This is a genomic window from Bacillus sp. JFL15 (assembly GCF_001184225.1).
Classification (GTDB): Bacteria; Bacillota; Bacilli; order Bacillales; family Bacillaceae; genus Bacillus; species Bacillus siamensis.
Genome location: NZ_KQ236689.1, coordinates 3,633,752 through 3,649,456 on the forward strand (window position 1 = coordinate 3,633,752; position 15,705 = coordinate 3,649,456).

The window sequence follows — 15,705 nt, forward strand, 5'->3', positions numbered from 1 at the left end:
ATGATGCCCGCTGAAATTTATGTAGACGGTGCAAGCGCCGGAAACCCGGGTCCGTCCGGTATCGGTATTTTTATTAAGCATGACGGGAAATCAGAATCTTTCTCAATTCCGATCGGCGACCATTCAAATCAGGAAGCTGAATTTCTCGCTTTAATTGAAGGAATGAAGCTGTGTGCCGCCCGCGGATATGATTCCGTGTCATTCCGGACGGATTCAGATATCGTGGAGCGGGCCGCGGAACTTGAAGCGGTTAAAAATAAGGCTTTCCAGCCGTTTGTGGATGAAATCGTCCGATTAAAGGCCGGGTTTCCATTGTTTTTTATTAAGTGGATTCCCGGCAGACAGAACCAGACAGCCGATCAGCTCGCAAAAAAAGCGGTTCGGCTGAATAAATAACCGGAATGAAATTGCGTCACACTGTTCATCCTAAAATTGAGGTGAACAGCTATGAGAAAAGAAAATAAAGGCCGGCTGACCGGAGGCGTGAATCCTCAGGGAAATATGGAGGGAAATGCGCACAAAGACCCGAAATCAGCCCTTGAAAACAACGCAAAAAAAAGCAATACAAAACGCTAGAGGGATCAGCTGATCTCTCTGGCGTTCAGCTTTTCGAGCATCCTTTCAATTCCTTTTATCTGATGGCGTCTGAGCATTAAGGATGCTTCTTCCATCTTCAATGAAAAAATCGCTTCTTCAAGCGTACAGACTAACGGCACTTCGCAATGTATTTCAGCAAGCTGCCTTGACAGCTCCAATTCTTTTAAGCTTTGCTGAATTTTCGTTTGCTGGCCCTTCGGCAGTAAAGCGAGACTTTCTAATAACCGTTCTATGTTTTCGTATTCACGGATCAGCTTGTACGCCGTTTTTTCTCCGATTCCTTTAACGCCGGGATAGTTGTCGCTTGTATCTCCCATCAGCGCCTTTATGTCAATCAGCGCCTTTGGCGGAACCCCCGTTTCTTCTCTGAATATCTCATCTGTATATACTTTATAATTGCCGATTCCCTTTTGCAGCAGGGCCACCTGAACTTGTTCATTCAGCAATTGAAGCAGATCCTTATCGCCCGTTACAATCGTAATTTCCGCTTCACCGGAAAATAAGGCAGAGAGCGTACCGATACAGTCATCGGCTTCATAGCCTTTTATGCCAATGTTTAAAAACCCGAGCTCTCGCGCTGCTTCTTTCGCTAAATCAAATTGCGGAATGAGCTCAAGAGGCGGCTCGCTCCGGTTGGCCTTATAATCCTGAAACAAGTCATTGCGGTACGTTTTGCTTCCCATATCCCAGCAGCAGACGACATGTGTGGGTTGAAAAGTATCAACCGCCGTAATGAGATGCTTTAAAAATCCGTTGACTCCATTTGTCGGAATTCCGTTTTCATTTATCATAAAATTGCGATGCACGGCTGTCGCGAAAAACGAACGGAATAAAAGCGCCATGCCGTCAACGAGCAGTAATTTGTTATTCATATATCGAAACTCCTTTTTTATTCAATGTTCCTATTTTACCATAGGAAGGCCGTAAAAAAACAGCATCCTCCCGTTTGGAAGATGCTGCCGTCACGTTACTCACCGTGTCTTTTATTGCTTGCCATCAGCTTTTCAGCTTCACGGCCGGCATAAGAATCAAATTTCTGTCCGAAACCGTTTTTCTTTTTGGCATTGTTATTCTGCTGAGCATTTCTGTTTCCCAGTTTTGTTCTGCCCATTGTCATATCCCCCCTTAGAGAAGATACGGATAGTATGCGCAGCAAGCGCTGCCGCCACACACGGCAGGTTCAACCATTACTGTCTGCTGACGAATTCTTTCACCATTTCTTCACTTACGAATCGCCTTTGCGGCACTATTCCCTTTTCAGCCAGCTGGTTCATTTTTGCGGTGATGCCGTTGATGGCATCTGTCGTAAACGGTTCATTCCGTCTGCATTTTACAATGGCTTCTTCAATCGCCTGTTCACGCTGATAGTCAAGCTGCACAAATGTTTTGACGTGCTGATGCTGTTTTGCGGAATGTGCTGAAATTGCTTTATGGACTTCTGACATAAAAGGTTTCATCTCGCTTTTTTCATTTTAGTCTACCACGACTGTTATATACCCGCCAACCGGATTTTTAAATTTTCAGGATTTCATCTTTCTTTTTCCATGCTTTTCCGGCCTCGTAAAGGCGTTCAATTTCTCCGGCACCGGTATTTTCCGCAAGCCCCCGTAAATAAGTGTCACGCTGCTCACGGATCTGGGACAGGCTTTGAACCGCCATTTTTTCCTGAAGACGGCGCACCTGCTCAGTATAGCGTGCTGAAAGGCTTTCTTTCTCCTGCTCAAGCCATCTTTCTGTCACTTTTTGCAGGCTGAGCCTGAGCCCCTCTACAAATGCCGCTTTTCCGTTCTGTTCAAAAAACTGTTTCGGCGATTTCACTTCTTTAACGTGATGTGTGAATGCTGAGACGTCAATGACCGGCGCGACCTCTTTCAGCTGAACGGCAAATTCGTTTTCAGCGCTGACATAAATGGAAAAATTCCCGTCTTCCATGAGCTTCTTCCGGCAGTTCTCCATCCACTCCTCAGTCATATGGCGCTCAATAAACCCGGTCATCCGGATATCGAGCGTCTTCAGCTCTTGAATGTATTCAAAACGGAATTCCTTAAGCGCCTCCTTCAGCGCCGCTGATATATTTCGTTTCCAATCGCCATTTTGAAGACCCGGATGGAAGGCGGTTTTCAGCATATCATTCGCATAAAATGACAGACGATGTTTAATGTGATAGAGCTGTTCTTCCGTATCTTTCATCACTTTTCGAATGATGACCTCAGACGTACGGCGCTTTGAAACATCAGCGAGTGCTTTTTCATAAGAAGATTCCAGACGCTGTTTCTTTTTTTCTTTTTCTTCTGCCGACTGGTGAAGAGATTCATGAAGCTGTTCCACCATATCGCACAATTTGTCCGCCTCTGTTTGCAGCTGCGCGCAGCTGGCCCTCATTACATCTTCCTCAATAAAGTGCGCAAGTCCGGTTCTTACATCAGAGAATCCGTTATAGAAAGCTTTATTCTTTCCCGCAAGCTCTTCTTTACTTGAGACATGATATAATTTCGGCCGGTTAATTCCTTCTTTTGAGAGTTCAGAGCGGACATAGTCTTTGACGGTTTCCAGCTCGCTTTCCGTTTTGGCAAGATCGGCGGCGTTAATGACAAAAAACATTTTATCCATGCCGAATGATTCTTTGACGAGGCCGAGTTTCTTCAGAAAAGACCTGTCTCCTTTTGAAAAAGAATGCTGATAGTACGTCATATAAAAGAACGCATCAGCATCTTTTATATATTGAAAAGCAAGCTCCGTATGACGCTTGTTTATACTGCTTGCTCCCGGCGTATCAACAATGGTAATGCCTTTTTGCGTGAGAGGCGAATCATAATACACGGTGACTTCCTTCACGCAGCAGGCCGTTTTTTCTTCAGCTGCGTACGGTTTTAAATCTTCAATCGGAACCGTCAATGTCAGCCTCTGACGGATCTGTTCTTCGTACGTATTATACGCCTGAAGCATCGTTTGAATCACCGGCGTAAGATCATCAGGCACTTTTCCCTTTTTAATGGCATAATTCCACCTCTCGTTCAGTGACCGCCCTTTTATGTCAGTATCTTTCAGCTCTGTCAGCTGAAGCATTTCAGCGTCCAGCTCCTCTTCCGTTTTAAAAACGATTTCCGCAGTTTTATGCGGTTTGCCGTCTTGCGGTTTCGTTATTTTGTTGATCGTGGCCGTTGTCGGCGTCGGTGATGAAGGAAGCACGTATTCCCCGACCAGTGCATTGGCGAACGATGATTTTCCCGAGCTGAAACCTCCGAATAACGCCAATGTAAATTGACGGTTTTCAAGCCGATCAATCCTGCTTCGAAAGGCTTCTGCCTGTTTTCCTAATAGGCTTGATGAGTCAAGAATCCCCGCCAGTTCATAGAACCGATCCACTTGCTCTTTTATAGAAAGTTCCTTCACCGCAATTTTCTCGGGCTTGTTTACTTCATGCAGTACAGTCTCTATTGGTTTCTCTTTTTGGACGGGTGCTTTCGCAAGGCGTTTTTTTCGCGTATACCAGTCGCTGCTCCCCCTATCATAGGCTGATTCTTCTTCCCACAAAGCGCGGACGCGGGCAGCTTTTTCTTCGGCATTGCGCTCTTCTTCTGCCGATTGCGCAAGCTCATCTCTTATTGCTCTTTCTTTCTCAAGCCGTTTTCTCAGGCTCTCTATAAGCGGTCCGTTTTTTGCCTGCACAAAAGCAGTCAGTTCCTCAATGAGCTCTGCTGTCTGCCTTTTCGCTTCTCTTCGGATCATGTCGGCGAGATCTTTCGAATAGGTTAATACGTATTCAGCTGAAAAGGCCGCTCCCTGCTTTAGGGCTTGTGCGGTGATATCATCAGAAAGCGTTGTGCGGTACGCCTGTATTTTCTTGATCAGTTCATCAGATTCCGCTTCATAACGCTTGGCCGCTTTCGTAAATGTGTCGATAATATGCCAATCCGCTTCCCCTTCCGTTCTTTTTTTAATATCAGCAAAAAATTCAGCCTGCCTTCTCTCTTTTTCTGCTGCCGTTTTCGCTTTTGAAAAGAATAATCCTGTTTTGAACGAGGGCTGCTGTGATTCAATATAAGCAGATGCAAGCTCCCTCATCTCAAACGGTGTCAGATTTGCGTTTTGCAAGATGTTCTGCACGTCTTTTCTGATGTCTTTCTCTGCTGTTTCAGCCTGTTGAACGGCATTTTCAAGTTCAGCTTCGACAGAACGGACGAGTGTTTCCTGTTTCTCAAACCGCTCCCCGCTGCCGCTCTTCGCATCTTTTACGAGCATGTCTGTATGCTCCTTGACCAAATGTTCAACTTTTTTCTCCGTTAAGGGCCATAGGTTTGTTTTTGCCTGCCGTTTCAGCTGCTGCAGATGTTTTTTCAGCTTTTCAATGCCGTTTAACGGATGATCAGGCTCGGTGACAGATGTAAAGAAAAGCGATTCCTTCGGTATTCCGAGGCCTTCGAGCATCTCTTCCACCTGTTTCTGGTACTCTTCAAACTTCGTTTCGGTTTCATCTTGCCTGTCAATTTGGTTGACGATCAAAAACAGATTCGGTATACGGTCCTTGACGGAGCTGAGAAACAGCATATTTTCTTCTGAATGAACATGATTATAATGGACGACGTAAAATAAAGCATCAGCCTGGTGAAGAATTGATGCGGCTGATAAAAAATGCGCTTCGTCGGTTGAATCAATCCCCGGTGTGTCAATGTAGGCCGCATGGGGCTCTGACTCCTCAAAGCCGGCATAGACTTCCACCGTCTCAATCTGCTCACCGTCTTTACAAAATTGCTGCACTTGTTCTTTATCGTAACTTCCTTCTATTTCTGCATAAGCCCCGTCAGTCGTATGAAGCACGACTTTATCCGCACCGTGCCGGATGACAACGAGGTTGGCGCTTGTAGGAATCGGACTTGTCGGCAGTATGTCCTCACCGAGCAATGTGTTTAATAAAGAGGATTTTCCGGCCGAATAATGCCCGGTAAATGCGATATAAACCTCTTCATCAGCCGCTTTTTTCATAATGGCCGCGAGCTGATCGGCCCGTTTTTCATCATGGTGATCCAAAAATTGTGCGTATAAAGCTCCCGTTCTGTTGAACATCTCCCTGTTACGGCGTTCTTCTTCTGTCATGTGTCTTTACCCCTTTGTGTCTGTCGCATCAAATGACGTTTTCGTTTTTAGAAAGCTCTGAAAAAAACCTCTCTCCCATTTTACACAAGAATGGCTTACTTTTCTTCTGGAAACGCAAAAAAGCCGCCGATATCGGCAGCTGATAAAGAAAAAACACCCGCGGCCGGAAAAACCGCAGATGTTTAAGAGGACATTGATTTATTCGAAACTTTTTTCAAAACAAAACCAATTAAAACACTGTATGTACAAACGGCTGCCAGTAAAAATAACATGGTCATTTTCCGCACCACCTTGAATGAGAATCATTTTCATATTTACATCTTATCACGAGTGAGAATGATTTTCAATCCTATTTTGCGGTGTTTTCTTCTAAAGCCTTCTCTTCGGCGCGAATTCTCACAGTGAGCATGCATGCATTCAAGATTGAAAAGAGAAACAATGTCCAGTACGCTCCGTATAACAGCGGCAGCAAGATAAATTCTAAAATGACGACCGCATAGTTCGGGTGTTTCATCCACCTGTACGGCCCTTTTTTGACAAGCTCCGCATCCGGCACGACAAGAATTTTCGTATTCCAATATTGCCCTAATGATAAAAGCGCCCAATACCTGATCCCCTGCACAAAGAAAATGATACATATAATGGCGGCCCACCTTGGAGAAAGCGCTTTATGAAATGCCGCGACCTCGGCTGTAAGAGAGACAAAAAAGAGCACGTGCATCAGGACGAGAAAGGGATAATGCCCTTCTCCGTATTCGACGGCGCCTTGCTTTTTCACTTTCCGCTCATTGCGCCGGGCTACGATCATCTCCGCAATCCGCTGGACGGCAAGCAACATGATAAACAGCCAAAACATTAAGATGCCCCCTTTTCCCAGCTGAACAGCAAAAGCTCGGACGAAAATCCCGGCCCGAGAGCGCCGATCAGCCCTTTTTCGTTTTCTTTCTGCCGTCCGTGCAACAGCTGCTCTTTTATGACATGAAAAATAGTTGCAGAAGACATATTCCCATGTTTTTGCAGCACCTTCTGAGATGCAGCAAGCTGTCCGGTGTCCATTGAAAGACTCGTTAAATAGGCGTCAATGACCTTTTTCCCGCCGGGATGGGCAAGAAAGGTTTTAATGTCGTGAGACAGTATTCCCTGTTCTTGTAAAAATACATCAACATTGTCTTTCAGCCAATGCGAAACAAGGGTGGGAATGTCTCTTGAAAAAATGACTTGAAACCCGCTGTCGGTGAATTCCCAGCCCATCACATCTTCCGCATCGGGCATCATCACCGATTGAGTGGCGAATATACGCGGAACGAGCGGCTGTTTGACGTCTTTTCGGTTCGCCTTCTCCCCTCCGATCAGCACGGCGGCAATTCCGTCCGCAAACAGGGAGGTTCCGATTAAGTTGCTTTTTGACTTGTCCTCAGGCTGAAACGTTAAGCTGCAAAGCTCGGCCGCGATGACAAGCACGTAAGCTTCAGGGTAGGCGCGGCAGTATTCGTACGCCCTGGACAGGCCGGCCGCCCCGCCTGCGCATCCTAGTCCCCAGATCGGAATCCGTTTTGTTTTTGAAGAAAACGGAAGCTGATTCATCACTTTCGCTTCAATGCTTGGTGTCGAAAGCCCGGTGCTGGAAATAAAAAAGATCGCATCCACTTTTTCATATGGAATTGGGTTTGTTAAACATCCCGGGTTTGTCAAACAATCAACCGCCGCATCCACACTGTGCTTAACGGTTTCTTCCGTATACAGCCGGTTTTTTTCTGAAAAACCCCGTGCCGTTTTATACCATTCAATCGGCCGGACAAACTGTCTTGATTCAATTTCGCCGTTTTGAAAAGCTTTTAACAGCCGGTCAATATCCTTAAATGAATTGGCAAACATCCCTCTCGCAAAATCCGCCGCCGTTTCTTGCGAGACATGATATTCCGGAATGCTGGTTCCGACCGATAACACATATGCCATGCCCATCACCTCTTCACATAAAGGTTTCCGCTTTTTTCCTGAATGTATGCATAAGTTTGAACCGAGGATTTCACTGACATGCCATTTTAATTTAAAATTGGCCCTTTTGAATGATAAGCCGTTCGACTATACTTGACCCATTCATGAAAAAAGGTTGTGATTGGGATGCTGACACCTGTAATTCTTAAAGGGTCACTCGTTCAGTTAGAGCCGCTGGCGATTGATCACTCTCAGGCACTTTGCGAAGCTGCTTCAGAAAATAGGACGGCTTATGCTTACACCCATGTTCCTGACGGCATCGAAGAAACAAAGCGTTATATTGAGCGTGCGCTTTCCGATTATGAAAAAGGAATCGCATTGCCTTTTGCAGTACGGAGCCTTGAAACTGACCGAATCGTCGGAAGCACGAGGTTTATGGATGTGGAGGTGTTTACGCGGCCGGCGGAGGCAGCTCCGGAAGTGTGTGAAATTGGCAGCACGTGGTATACCTCTTCCGTACAGCGGACCGGTGTCAATACGGAGTGTAAACTTTTGATGCTGACCCATGCGTTTGACGTGTGGCAGGCTGTCAGGGTGACGCTGAAAACCGACGTTCGCAATCAGCGCTCACGGACTGCGATTTTGAGGATCGGTGCCCAATTTGAAGGAATCCGCCGCGCGCATCTTCGGGCTGTCGACGGCGGCCTCAGAGATACCGCCTACTACTCCATCCTTCGGGAGGAATGGCCTTATATCCGGCAAAACCTTTCTGACCGGCTCGGAGCATATAACTGAAAAACCTGCCGATATACGGCAGGTTTTTTACATGTTCGGATCATAGACGTATAAATTGAGATCGATCCGCCCGTCTGACGTGACCTCTACCCCCTCAGCCTCAAGGGACAGCTTCTGTACAGAAAACATCTCTTCATCTTTCAATCCGATTTCCCCCTTCGCATTGATGACCCTGTGCCAAGGGAGACGATGCTTTTTACTCATGGAGTGAAGAATCCTCACAACCTGCCTCGCTCCCCGCGGACTTCCCGCAAGACCGGCAATTTGCCCATACGTCATCACTTTTCCTTCAGGTATCTGTTTAATAATGGCTAACGCCCGCTCCGTAAATGTCATGCAACCCCTCATTTCGCAAGAGCAGATGATTTTTATTGTTTTTTATAGATGATGATTGCTTCATCATACTTATTCTGTCTCTGCGTTTAAATAGATTATCTGTTTGTTCACAAAAAATCAACAAAAATAATCATGTACATTTTTGGCACAATATGTAATAATACAATTGTATTAAATAAAGAAAAGGAGTGTTTACAATGAAGATGAAAAAAGTTTTAGCAGGATCAGCCTTGTCACTCGCTTTGCTCTGTTCTGCCGCTCCCGCATTTGCCGCAGGTCCTGCTGATACACCTTCTCCCAAAAGTACTGAGAAGGAAGTAACTGCTTTGGCAACAATCATACTTAATGGCTCTGGCCCTGATTATCCTAGTTCAATATACCAGGATGGGGTTCTCTATTATTTAGACAACATCACCTTCCATGGAGCTGATGGGACTTGGACGGCCGTCTATAAAAGTTGATTGTTTATGACGGACAGAAAGCTTGGCTTGAATAACACTAAATATAATCCGTATATTACCTTTTCGATGAAAGAATAATTGATTGCCAGTATGCTAACTTTTTCAACCAGATATTATTTTTCAATCCTATTTTAAAAGGGAGTGTCAAAAATGAAATTGAAAAAAGTATTGACAGGTTCTGCATTATCTCTGGCTCTACTTGTATCAGCGTCTCCTGCTTTTGCAACTGCTGCTCCGGCTGCCAGCACAACAAATGAAACAAAGGCGTTAAGAACATGTGTGGCAGATCAATTTGGTCCATGGTTTTCCCGAAATGAAGTTCCGAACATCTATTTTGACGGCGTTAATAACTGGTATTTAAAAGGAGTTTCTTCCTGGAACGGGATCTGGTATGGGAATTACGAGCGTTGTTACTAATATATGAGGGGCTCTGCCCCTTTTCCAGTTTCACTTTTCATTGCCTTTTATAAAAGATCAAACATATTAATATCCATGTGCTATTTTCATTTTACCCAATGGTAATTATTGGTTTCCCGCTTTTAGTCAAAACACCGCATAATCTAAAATCCTCCTACCATTTTAGAGAATCACGCGGCTATCAAAAAGCTGAACTCAACTCTTTATCGTGGATTAATCCGGAACCTTCAATCATTTCTCGGGCGCTTGAGTTCCCTAGCTACTGTTAAGGATCACCCTATATCTTGATATATGCTGACGTGAACAAATGATATAATTTTTCCCTACCCCCTTAGGCGAATGATTCGCATATACGAACAAAAAAAGCATCTGCTCTAGATGCTTTTTTCAATCGCTATTGCTAATAAAAACAAAGTGTGAACAATAAAAAAATGCCTCCTATTGGAGAAGCCGCCCGCCCATAATCAGTGAGTTTCAATAAAATCATTGATTAATTGATCAGTCGTTAATATTGTGGCAAATTCATCATGCAATGTAGCCAGAGATATATTGTGAATAGCTGCCGCATCATAATATGTACCATTTTGGTCTCTCATACCGAAGGCTGCTGTTGCATCTGAAATGAGATATGTATCAAATCCTAGGTTCCCGCTCATTCTTGCAGTTGTTGATACACAGTGAGGCGTAGTCAAACCAGTTATTACGACAGTTGTTATACCATTTGATGTTAAGAACTCTTCCAGATTAGTACCAATAAAGCTGCTGTTTACTTTCTTCGTTATGATGACTTCTTCATCTATAGGCTTAACGATTTCCTTTATCGCAACTCCCTCACTTTTCGGATAAAATAAAGAACCGGGTTTATCAGAAATGTGTTGGATGTATATGACTGTCCATCCTTTTTCTCTCCATAATTTCAGTATTCTACTGATATTTTCTTCTGCCTTTACGTTATTTCGTTCTCCCCATTTTTTATCATCGAAAGCTTTTTGTACATCCACAATGATTAATGCTTTTTTCGTCTCTTCCACAAGATAACCCCCCACATTGAAAATTCGTATTTATTATAACATTTTAAATTAAGATTTTACTTTTGTATAATGACTTAAAAAATAAACATCAAATAAGCAACCGCCGATTGTTTTATCTGAGATTACTCCGAACTCGGTACAGAGAATTCCCCATTAAGGATGCATTAAATTAAACCGAGTTTCACAAAATATAATTGTGTACTTTTCATCATTTCTTTTAACTGCACGATTAGAGAATGGAATTTTTGATTTTCTTTACAGTATCTAGCCTCTAAATCATTATATACTTTTACAATAGGGAATCTCCACGTTACTTTATATAAAGCTATAGATCATTACTTAGAGTAGTAAATGTAAAATAACCTTTCGAGGGTATTTCCGCCATTCATCTTTTCCCGATTCACCTGTTCCTATTAATCCTCATAAAAATTCCTTCTCAGAGACCATACGCGACTATAATTCGCATGGACAGATTCAATAATTAAAATAAGTTCACAAAACATTGACAAAAATTACCTTGTATATTTTTACATTATATGTAACAATACAGTTGTACTTAAAAAATAAAAGGAGTGTTTAAAATGAAATTGAAAAAAGTTTTAACTGGTTCTGCCTTATCTCTTGCTTTATTGGTTTCTGCTACTCCTGCTTTTGCTATGACTCCTTCAAACTCTGTAAAAGAAAAAAGTAGTGATTCAATCTCAATTCAGGCAACAAAGGTTGTGGCAAGCTCTTCAAATAATTTTGCTTCTGTTATTTATGAAAACGGTGTTAAATGGACATTTTCATATTCTTATAACAGCGGCGGAGTGTGGTATGGAGTTTACACAAGCTAGAATTAAGGGGGCCTTTTTGGCCCCTTTCATTAGGTGATTTTGAATACTGTAATCATGCTTTATCCCTCCTGTTCAAAACCTAAAATCCCCCATGGCTGCGGCCACAGTGCAGGTCACAGGCATAAACGCGGATTTCTAAATCAAGCATCGTGTATCGCATTCTGGCAATAGTATTCGAGTTTGATCGCCCCCTTAATTCTCCTTAAACCTTTTATATTTGGTCATATGTTCACTTACATACAGTTTCGGATAGTTTTCGGCGAAGTAAGGCGTATGCCTCATCACTCAATTTGTTTCTTTTCAAACAATGAAACTAAGAAAAAAAGAGAATGCCTCGCAAAAAGTTCAGCAACTTTCGGAAGCATCCTCGATCTCGGGATTTCATAAAGAAATGTTATTAAAATGTTATTTTTTTAAGAAAAACGGATAACTAACCCTCTTGAACCCTTGTCACATCAAGGGTTTTTTTCGTTTTAGGAATCATATTATAAACAATATTCAAAAGGACGGCGGTAAAGCTGCCGGCAACGATACCGTTTGTGGTCAAAAGATTTAAGTAAGACGGCAGGTGTTTAAACATATCAGGAACGACGGTTACGCCGAGTCCCAATCCGACGGAACACGCGACGATCAGAAGATTTTCCTGCTTTTTGAAGTCAATTTGGCTGAGCATTTTAATGCCGTAGGAAATGACCATGCCGAACATGGCCACCATCGCTCCGCCCAGTACCGAAGATGGGATGATAGTCGTGAAAGCTGCGATTTTCGGAAAAAGGCCGAAAAGCATTAAAAGTGCGCCCGTAACACCGATGACCGCGTTTTTCTTAATTCCCGTCAGCTGCACGAGGCCGACGTTTTGGGAATAGGCCGTGTACGGAAATGCGTTGAAAATGCCGCTGATGAATACCGCAAGGCCTTCCGCGCGGTAGCCTTTTGCTAAATCACGTTCAGACAGGCGCCGGTTTGTCAGATCACCTAAAGCGAAATAGACGCCGGTTGATTCCACAAGGCTGACAATGGCAACGATGGACATCGTAATAATCGGTGCCGCATGAAATGTCGGCGTCCCAAAGTAAAACGGTTTAATCATTTGAATTGCGTCAGCGTTCGCCACATTGTCAAATTGCACTTTGCCCATAAAATAAGCGATTGCCGTCCCGATAACAATGCCGATTAAAATCGAAATGGATTTCAAAAATCCTTTTGTAAACCGATAAAGCAGCACGATAATGACAAGCACCGTAAATCCGAGGGCAAGGTTAGCCGGATCACCGAAATCCTTGCTGCCTTCCCCGCCGGCAATATGATTCATTGCAACCGGCATCAAGGTCATCCCGATAATCGTTACGACAGATCCGGTTACAACGGGCGGAAAAAAGGCGACGAGCTTGCCGAAGAAAAAAGACAGCAGAATGACAAGCAGACCCGATGCCAAAATGCTTCCGTAAATGGCAGCAATCCCGTATTCCTTGCCGATAGAAATAATCGGCGCCACCGCGGTAAACGTACAGCCAAGCACAACAGGCAGGCCGATGCCGAAATATTTATTTCTCCACACTTGAAGCAGCGTTGCCGCCCCGCACATAAAAATGTCAATTGAAACGAGGTATGTCAGCTGTTCTGCATTCAGTCCCAGCGCCGCTCCTACAATTAAGGGAACGACAACGGCGCCGGCATACATGGCAAGGACATGCTGGATACCGAGGGAAAGAGTTTTGGCATAGCTGTTTTTCATGAACGGACCTCCTGTACAAATGACACTTTTCCGTCTTTAAGCGATTGAATTCTCGCCAGTGATTCGACACGGCATCCTTTTTTCACAAGCTCGTCTCTTCCCGGCTGAAATGACTTTTCAATGACAATGCCGATCCCGCAAACCGCTGCGCCTGCTTGTTTTACGATGGATAAAAGCCCTTCTGCCGCCTGTCCGTTCGCTAAAAAGTCGTCAATGATTAACACGCGGTCATCTTTAGAAAGATGACTGCCTGAGACGGCAATCTGACTTTCTGTTTTTTTCGTAAAAGAATAAACAGACGCCGTCAGCAGATCATCCGTTAACGTGAGAGACTTCCTTTTTCTCGCAAAAATGACAGGAACGCCGAGTTCAAGGCCGGCCATCACCGCAGGCGCAATGCCCGAAGATTCAATTGTGACGATTTTTGTGATACCGTCTTTTTCAAAACGGCGCGCAAATTCCCGGCCGATCTGCTGCATAAGAACCGGATCAATTTGATGGTTTAAAAAAGAATCCACTTTCAGCACTTGGTCAGAAAGAACGATTCCGTCTTCTTCTATTTTTCGTTTTAATGCTTCCACAATGATTACCCCCGCTTATAGAAAATAAAAAAGCATTGCCCGCTCTCAATAAAAAGAGCAAGCAATGCCGAATGTCTACACGTAACGGCCGAATAAAAGCCGTTCCATTGCTCACTCATAGTCGGACATTTACGGTGACCGGTAGAAACTTGCGTGCCATATCCACGCGATTATATGAGTGTTCATATGATATTAATCAAATTATAACAAGACCCGCTTATTTTGCATAGAGAAATTTAAATACTTCCGAACTTTTTTCAGAGAATCAGTCTTTATTATTCGTCTTTTTAGAAAAACACCCGGTATACACCGGGTGTTTCGATTATAGAAATAAATTCGAATATTTGCCGACAAGATACTCAATGAGGTATTGAACGTTCAGCTCTTCTCCCGTTGCATCTTTAATAATGTCAAGCGGCAGTTTGCGTCTTCCGTGCTGATGAACCTTTTCTGTCAGCCATTGTTTGATCGGCTCAAAATCGCCCCGTTCGATTAATTGATCAAATTCAGGCAGATCGTCAAGCATGGTATTCTTCAGCTGAGCCGCATACATATATCCGAGCGCATAGGAAGGGAAATAACCGAAATCTCCGCCAGCCCAATGAACGTCCTGCAAAATACCTTTTGCATCAGATGGCGGCGTAATGCCTAAATAATCATGATATTTTTGATTCCACAATGCAGGCAGTTCCTCCACTGACACTTCATTACTGAAAATCGCTTTTTCAATTTCATAACGGATAATAATGTGAAGCGGGTACGTCAGCTCATCCGCTTCAATTCGGATAAAGGAGGGTTTCGCCTCGTTGACGGCGCGTACAAAATCCTCTCTTTTTACATCTTGAAATTGATCAGGCGAAGCCTCAATCATTTTTTCATAATATGCGGTCCAGAAATGTTGATTTCTGCCGATAAAATTTTCATAAAATAACGATTGGGATTCATGAATTCCCATGGATGCACCGTCAGATAAATTTGTCCCGCTCAGCGCTTCGTCAATATTCTGCTCGTAGATTGCATGCCCGCATTCATGAATCGTTCCGAAAATCGCGGTGCGGAAATCGTTTTCGTCATATCTGGTCGTCACCCGCACATCGCCGCGGTTGATTGTCGTCATAAACGGATGCACCGTCTCATCCAGGCGGCCGCCGTCAAACTCATACCCGAGTTCTTTTAAGAAGTACAAGGAGAGATCTCTTTGTTTTTCTTTCGGAAACGTTTTTGTTATAAAGGCGGTGTCCGGTTTATTGCCGGATGCCGTCACTTTTTTGACTAAGGGAATGATCGCTTCCTTCAATTCAGAAAACAGCTGATCCAGCACCTTTACCGTAACACCCGGTTCGAAAATATCGAGCAATGCGTTGTACGGATGATCCTCATAGCCCCAATAAGAAATAAACCGCTTATTAAAATCAATCAGCTTCTCAAGGTAAGGAGCAAACATGGAGAAATCGGAGGCCGCCCTTGCTTCCTCCCAAGCCGTTTCAGCTTTTGATGTCAAAATGACGTATTCTTTATACTCTTCTTCAGGAATTTTTTTATTTTGGTCATAATCTTTTTTTGCCAGTTCCGCCGCTTTTACTGTATCTTCAGAGAGCTCTTTTGCATGCGCGAGAAGGATGTCAATCAGCTCTTTTATCCGGTCGGATGTCTGGATTTGAAAAACGTCAGCCGACAGCTGTCCGATGCTTTCCGCACGGTCATCGGAGCCTTTTTTCGGGGCTCCCGTCCTTGAATCCCAATGCATAAGCGCAATGGCTTCTTCATAATGGGATACTCTTTTTAACAGATCAAAAAACTCTTTTTCATATGTATGTATATCCATATCCGTTCCCTCCCTTTTCACTATCAATTACAGGCTAATGGAACGCTGTGATAAAGTCAACT

The 15,705-nt window shown here is 43.8% G+C and carries 18 protein-coding genes and 1 riboswitch; of the genes, 6 read left to right on the top strand and 12 right to left on the bottom strand.

Translation table 11 applies throughout. From position 1 onward, the window contains the following. The first annotated feature begins 3 nt into the window (after positions 1-3). Together AD710_RS17750 and sspL are read left to right on the top strand one after the other, a co-directional pair. A complete protein-coding gene (locus tag AD710_RS17750; protein ID WP_029575232.1) occupies positions 4-396 on the top strand; it encodes a reverse transcriptase-like protein in 393 nt (130 codons plus the stop codon). A gap of 51 nt (positions 397-447) precedes the next feature. Continuing rightward, the gene (gene sspL, locus AD710_RS17755; RefSeq protein ID WP_003153575.1) at positions 448-576 is read left to right on the top strand and encodes a small, acid-soluble spore protein L; all 129 of its coding nucleotides are present in this window, start codon (positions 448-450) and stop codon (positions 574-576) included. A gap of 5 nt (positions 577-581) precedes the next feature. Here sspL and AD710_RS17760 read toward each other — a convergent pair whose 3' ends face one another. The 7 genes from AD710_RS17760 to AD710_RS17780 form a co-directional block, all read right to left on the bottom strand. Continuing rightward, positions 582-1,469: a 5'-3' exonuclease gene (locus AD710_RS17760; RefSeq protein WP_016936697.1), complete on the bottom strand. Its 888-nt coding sequence runs from the start codon at positions 1,467-1,469 to the stop codon at positions 582-584. A gap of 95 nt (positions 1,470-1,564) precedes the next feature. Continuing rightward, complete coding sequence (locus tag AD710_RS19695) at positions 1,565-1,708, bottom strand: hypothetical protein (protein WP_003153570.1); 144 nt, start codon at positions 1,706-1,708, stop codon at positions 1,565-1,567. Between the two features lie 76 nt (positions 1,709-1,784). Continuing rightward, positions 1,785-2,042, bottom strand: coding sequence for a YpbS family protein (locus AD710_RS17765; RefSeq protein WP_016936698.1), 258 nt, complete (start codon positions 2,040-2,042; stop codon positions 1,785-1,787). A gap of 67 nt (positions 2,043-2,109) precedes the next feature. Next, the gene (locus AD710_RS17770; RefSeq protein ID WP_049628660.1) at positions 2,110-5,691 is read right to left on the bottom strand and encodes a dynamin GTPase; all 3,582 of its coding nucleotides are present in this window, start codon (positions 5,689-5,691) and stop codon (positions 2,110-2,112) included. A 182-nt stretch (positions 5,692-5,873) separates the two neighbouring features. After that, positions 5,874-5,969 (bottom strand): Fur-regulated basic protein FbpC, encoded by a 96-nt coding sequence (fbpC, locus tag AD710_RS19700; RefSeq protein WP_095241696.1) that lies wholly within the window; start codon positions 5,967-5,969, stop codon positions 5,874-5,876. A 71-nt stretch (positions 5,970-6,040) separates the two neighbouring features. Then, positions 6,041-6,547: an isoprenylcysteine carboxyl methyltransferase family protein gene (locus tag AD710_RS17775; protein WP_049628661.1), complete on the bottom strand. Its 507-nt coding sequence runs from the start codon at positions 6,545-6,547 to the stop codon at positions 6,041-6,043. Beyond that, entirely contained in the window at positions 6,547-7,647 is a 1,101-nt protein-coding gene (locus AD710_RS17780; RefSeq protein WP_049628662.1) for a type III polyketide synthase, read from the bottom strand. The genes AD710_RS17775 and AD710_RS17780 overlap by 1 nt, the downstream gene beginning before the upstream one ends. 165 nt (positions 7,648-7,812) lie before the next feature. On the opposite strand from AD710_RS17780, the gene AD710_RS17785 reads away from it, so the two are divergent. Then, complete coding sequence (locus AD710_RS17785) at positions 7,813-8,421, top strand: GNAT family N-acetyltransferase (protein WP_049628663.1); 609 nt, start codon at positions 7,813-7,815, stop codon at positions 8,419-8,421. Between the two features lie 27 nt (positions 8,422-8,448). Here the strand turns inward: AD710_RS17785 and AD710_RS17790 are convergent, their stop codons facing one another. Next, positions 8,449-8,757 (bottom strand): MGMT family protein, encoded by a 309-nt coding sequence (locus AD710_RS17790; RefSeq protein ID WP_016939045.1) that lies wholly within the window; start codon positions 8,755-8,757, stop codon positions 8,449-8,451. Positions 8,758-8,954: 197 nt separating this feature from the next. On the opposite strand from AD710_RS17790, the gene AD710_RS17795 reads away from it, so the two are divergent. Together AD710_RS17795 and AD710_RS17800 are read left to right on the top strand one after the other, a co-directional pair. Then, positions 8,955-9,218, top strand: a complete 264-nt coding sequence (locus tag AD710_RS17795) for a hypothetical protein (RefSeq protein WP_049628664.1) — start codon at positions 8,955-8,957, stop codon at positions 9,216-9,218. 150 nt (positions 9,219-9,368) lie between these two features. Then, positions 9,369-9,635, top strand: a complete 267-nt coding sequence (locus AD710_RS17800) for a hypothetical protein (RefSeq protein WP_049628665.1) — start codon at positions 9,369-9,371, stop codon at positions 9,633-9,635. Positions 9,636-10,099: 464 nt separating this feature from the next. Here AD710_RS17800 and AD710_RS17805 read toward each other — a convergent pair whose 3' ends face one another. Beyond that, a complete protein-coding gene (locus AD710_RS17805; RefSeq protein WP_049628666.1) occupies positions 10,100-10,666 on the bottom strand; it encodes a cysteine hydrolase family protein in 567 nt (188 codons plus the stop codon). Positions 10,667-11,247: 581 nt separating this feature from the next. Between AD710_RS17805 and AD710_RS17810 the strand changes: the two genes are divergently transcribed. Next, the gene (locus AD710_RS17810; protein WP_049628667.1) at positions 11,248-11,502 is read left to right on the top strand and encodes a hypothetical protein; all 255 of its coding nucleotides are present in this window, start codon (positions 11,248-11,250) and stop codon (positions 11,500-11,502) included. A gap of 430 nt (positions 11,503-11,932) precedes the next feature. Here AD710_RS17810 and pbuX read toward each other — a convergent pair whose 3' ends face one another. The 3 genes from pbuX to AD710_RS17825 form a co-directional block, all read right to left on the bottom strand. After that, positions 11,933-13,237: a xanthine permease PbuX gene (gene pbuX, locus AD710_RS17815; RefSeq protein ID WP_049628668.1), complete on the bottom strand. Its 1,305-nt coding sequence runs from the start codon at positions 13,235-13,237 to the stop codon at positions 11,933-11,935. Then, the gene (gene xpt, locus AD710_RS17820; protein WP_049628669.1) at positions 13,234-13,818 is read right to left on the bottom strand and encodes a xanthine phosphoribosyltransferase; all 585 of its coding nucleotides are present in this window, start codon (positions 13,816-13,818) and stop codon (positions 13,234-13,236) included. The genes pbuX and xpt overlap by 4 nt, the downstream gene beginning before the upstream one ends. 98 nt (positions 13,819-13,916) lie before the next feature. After that, positions 13,917-14,016: riboswitch (purine riboswitch) on the bottom strand. 124 nt (positions 14,017-14,140) lie between these two features. Beyond that, positions 14,141-15,643 (bottom strand): carboxypeptidase M32, encoded by a 1,503-nt coding sequence (locus tag AD710_RS17825; protein WP_049628670.1) that lies wholly within the window; start codon positions 15,641-15,643, stop codon positions 14,141-14,143. Positions 15,644-15,705 lie beyond the last annotated feature (62 nt).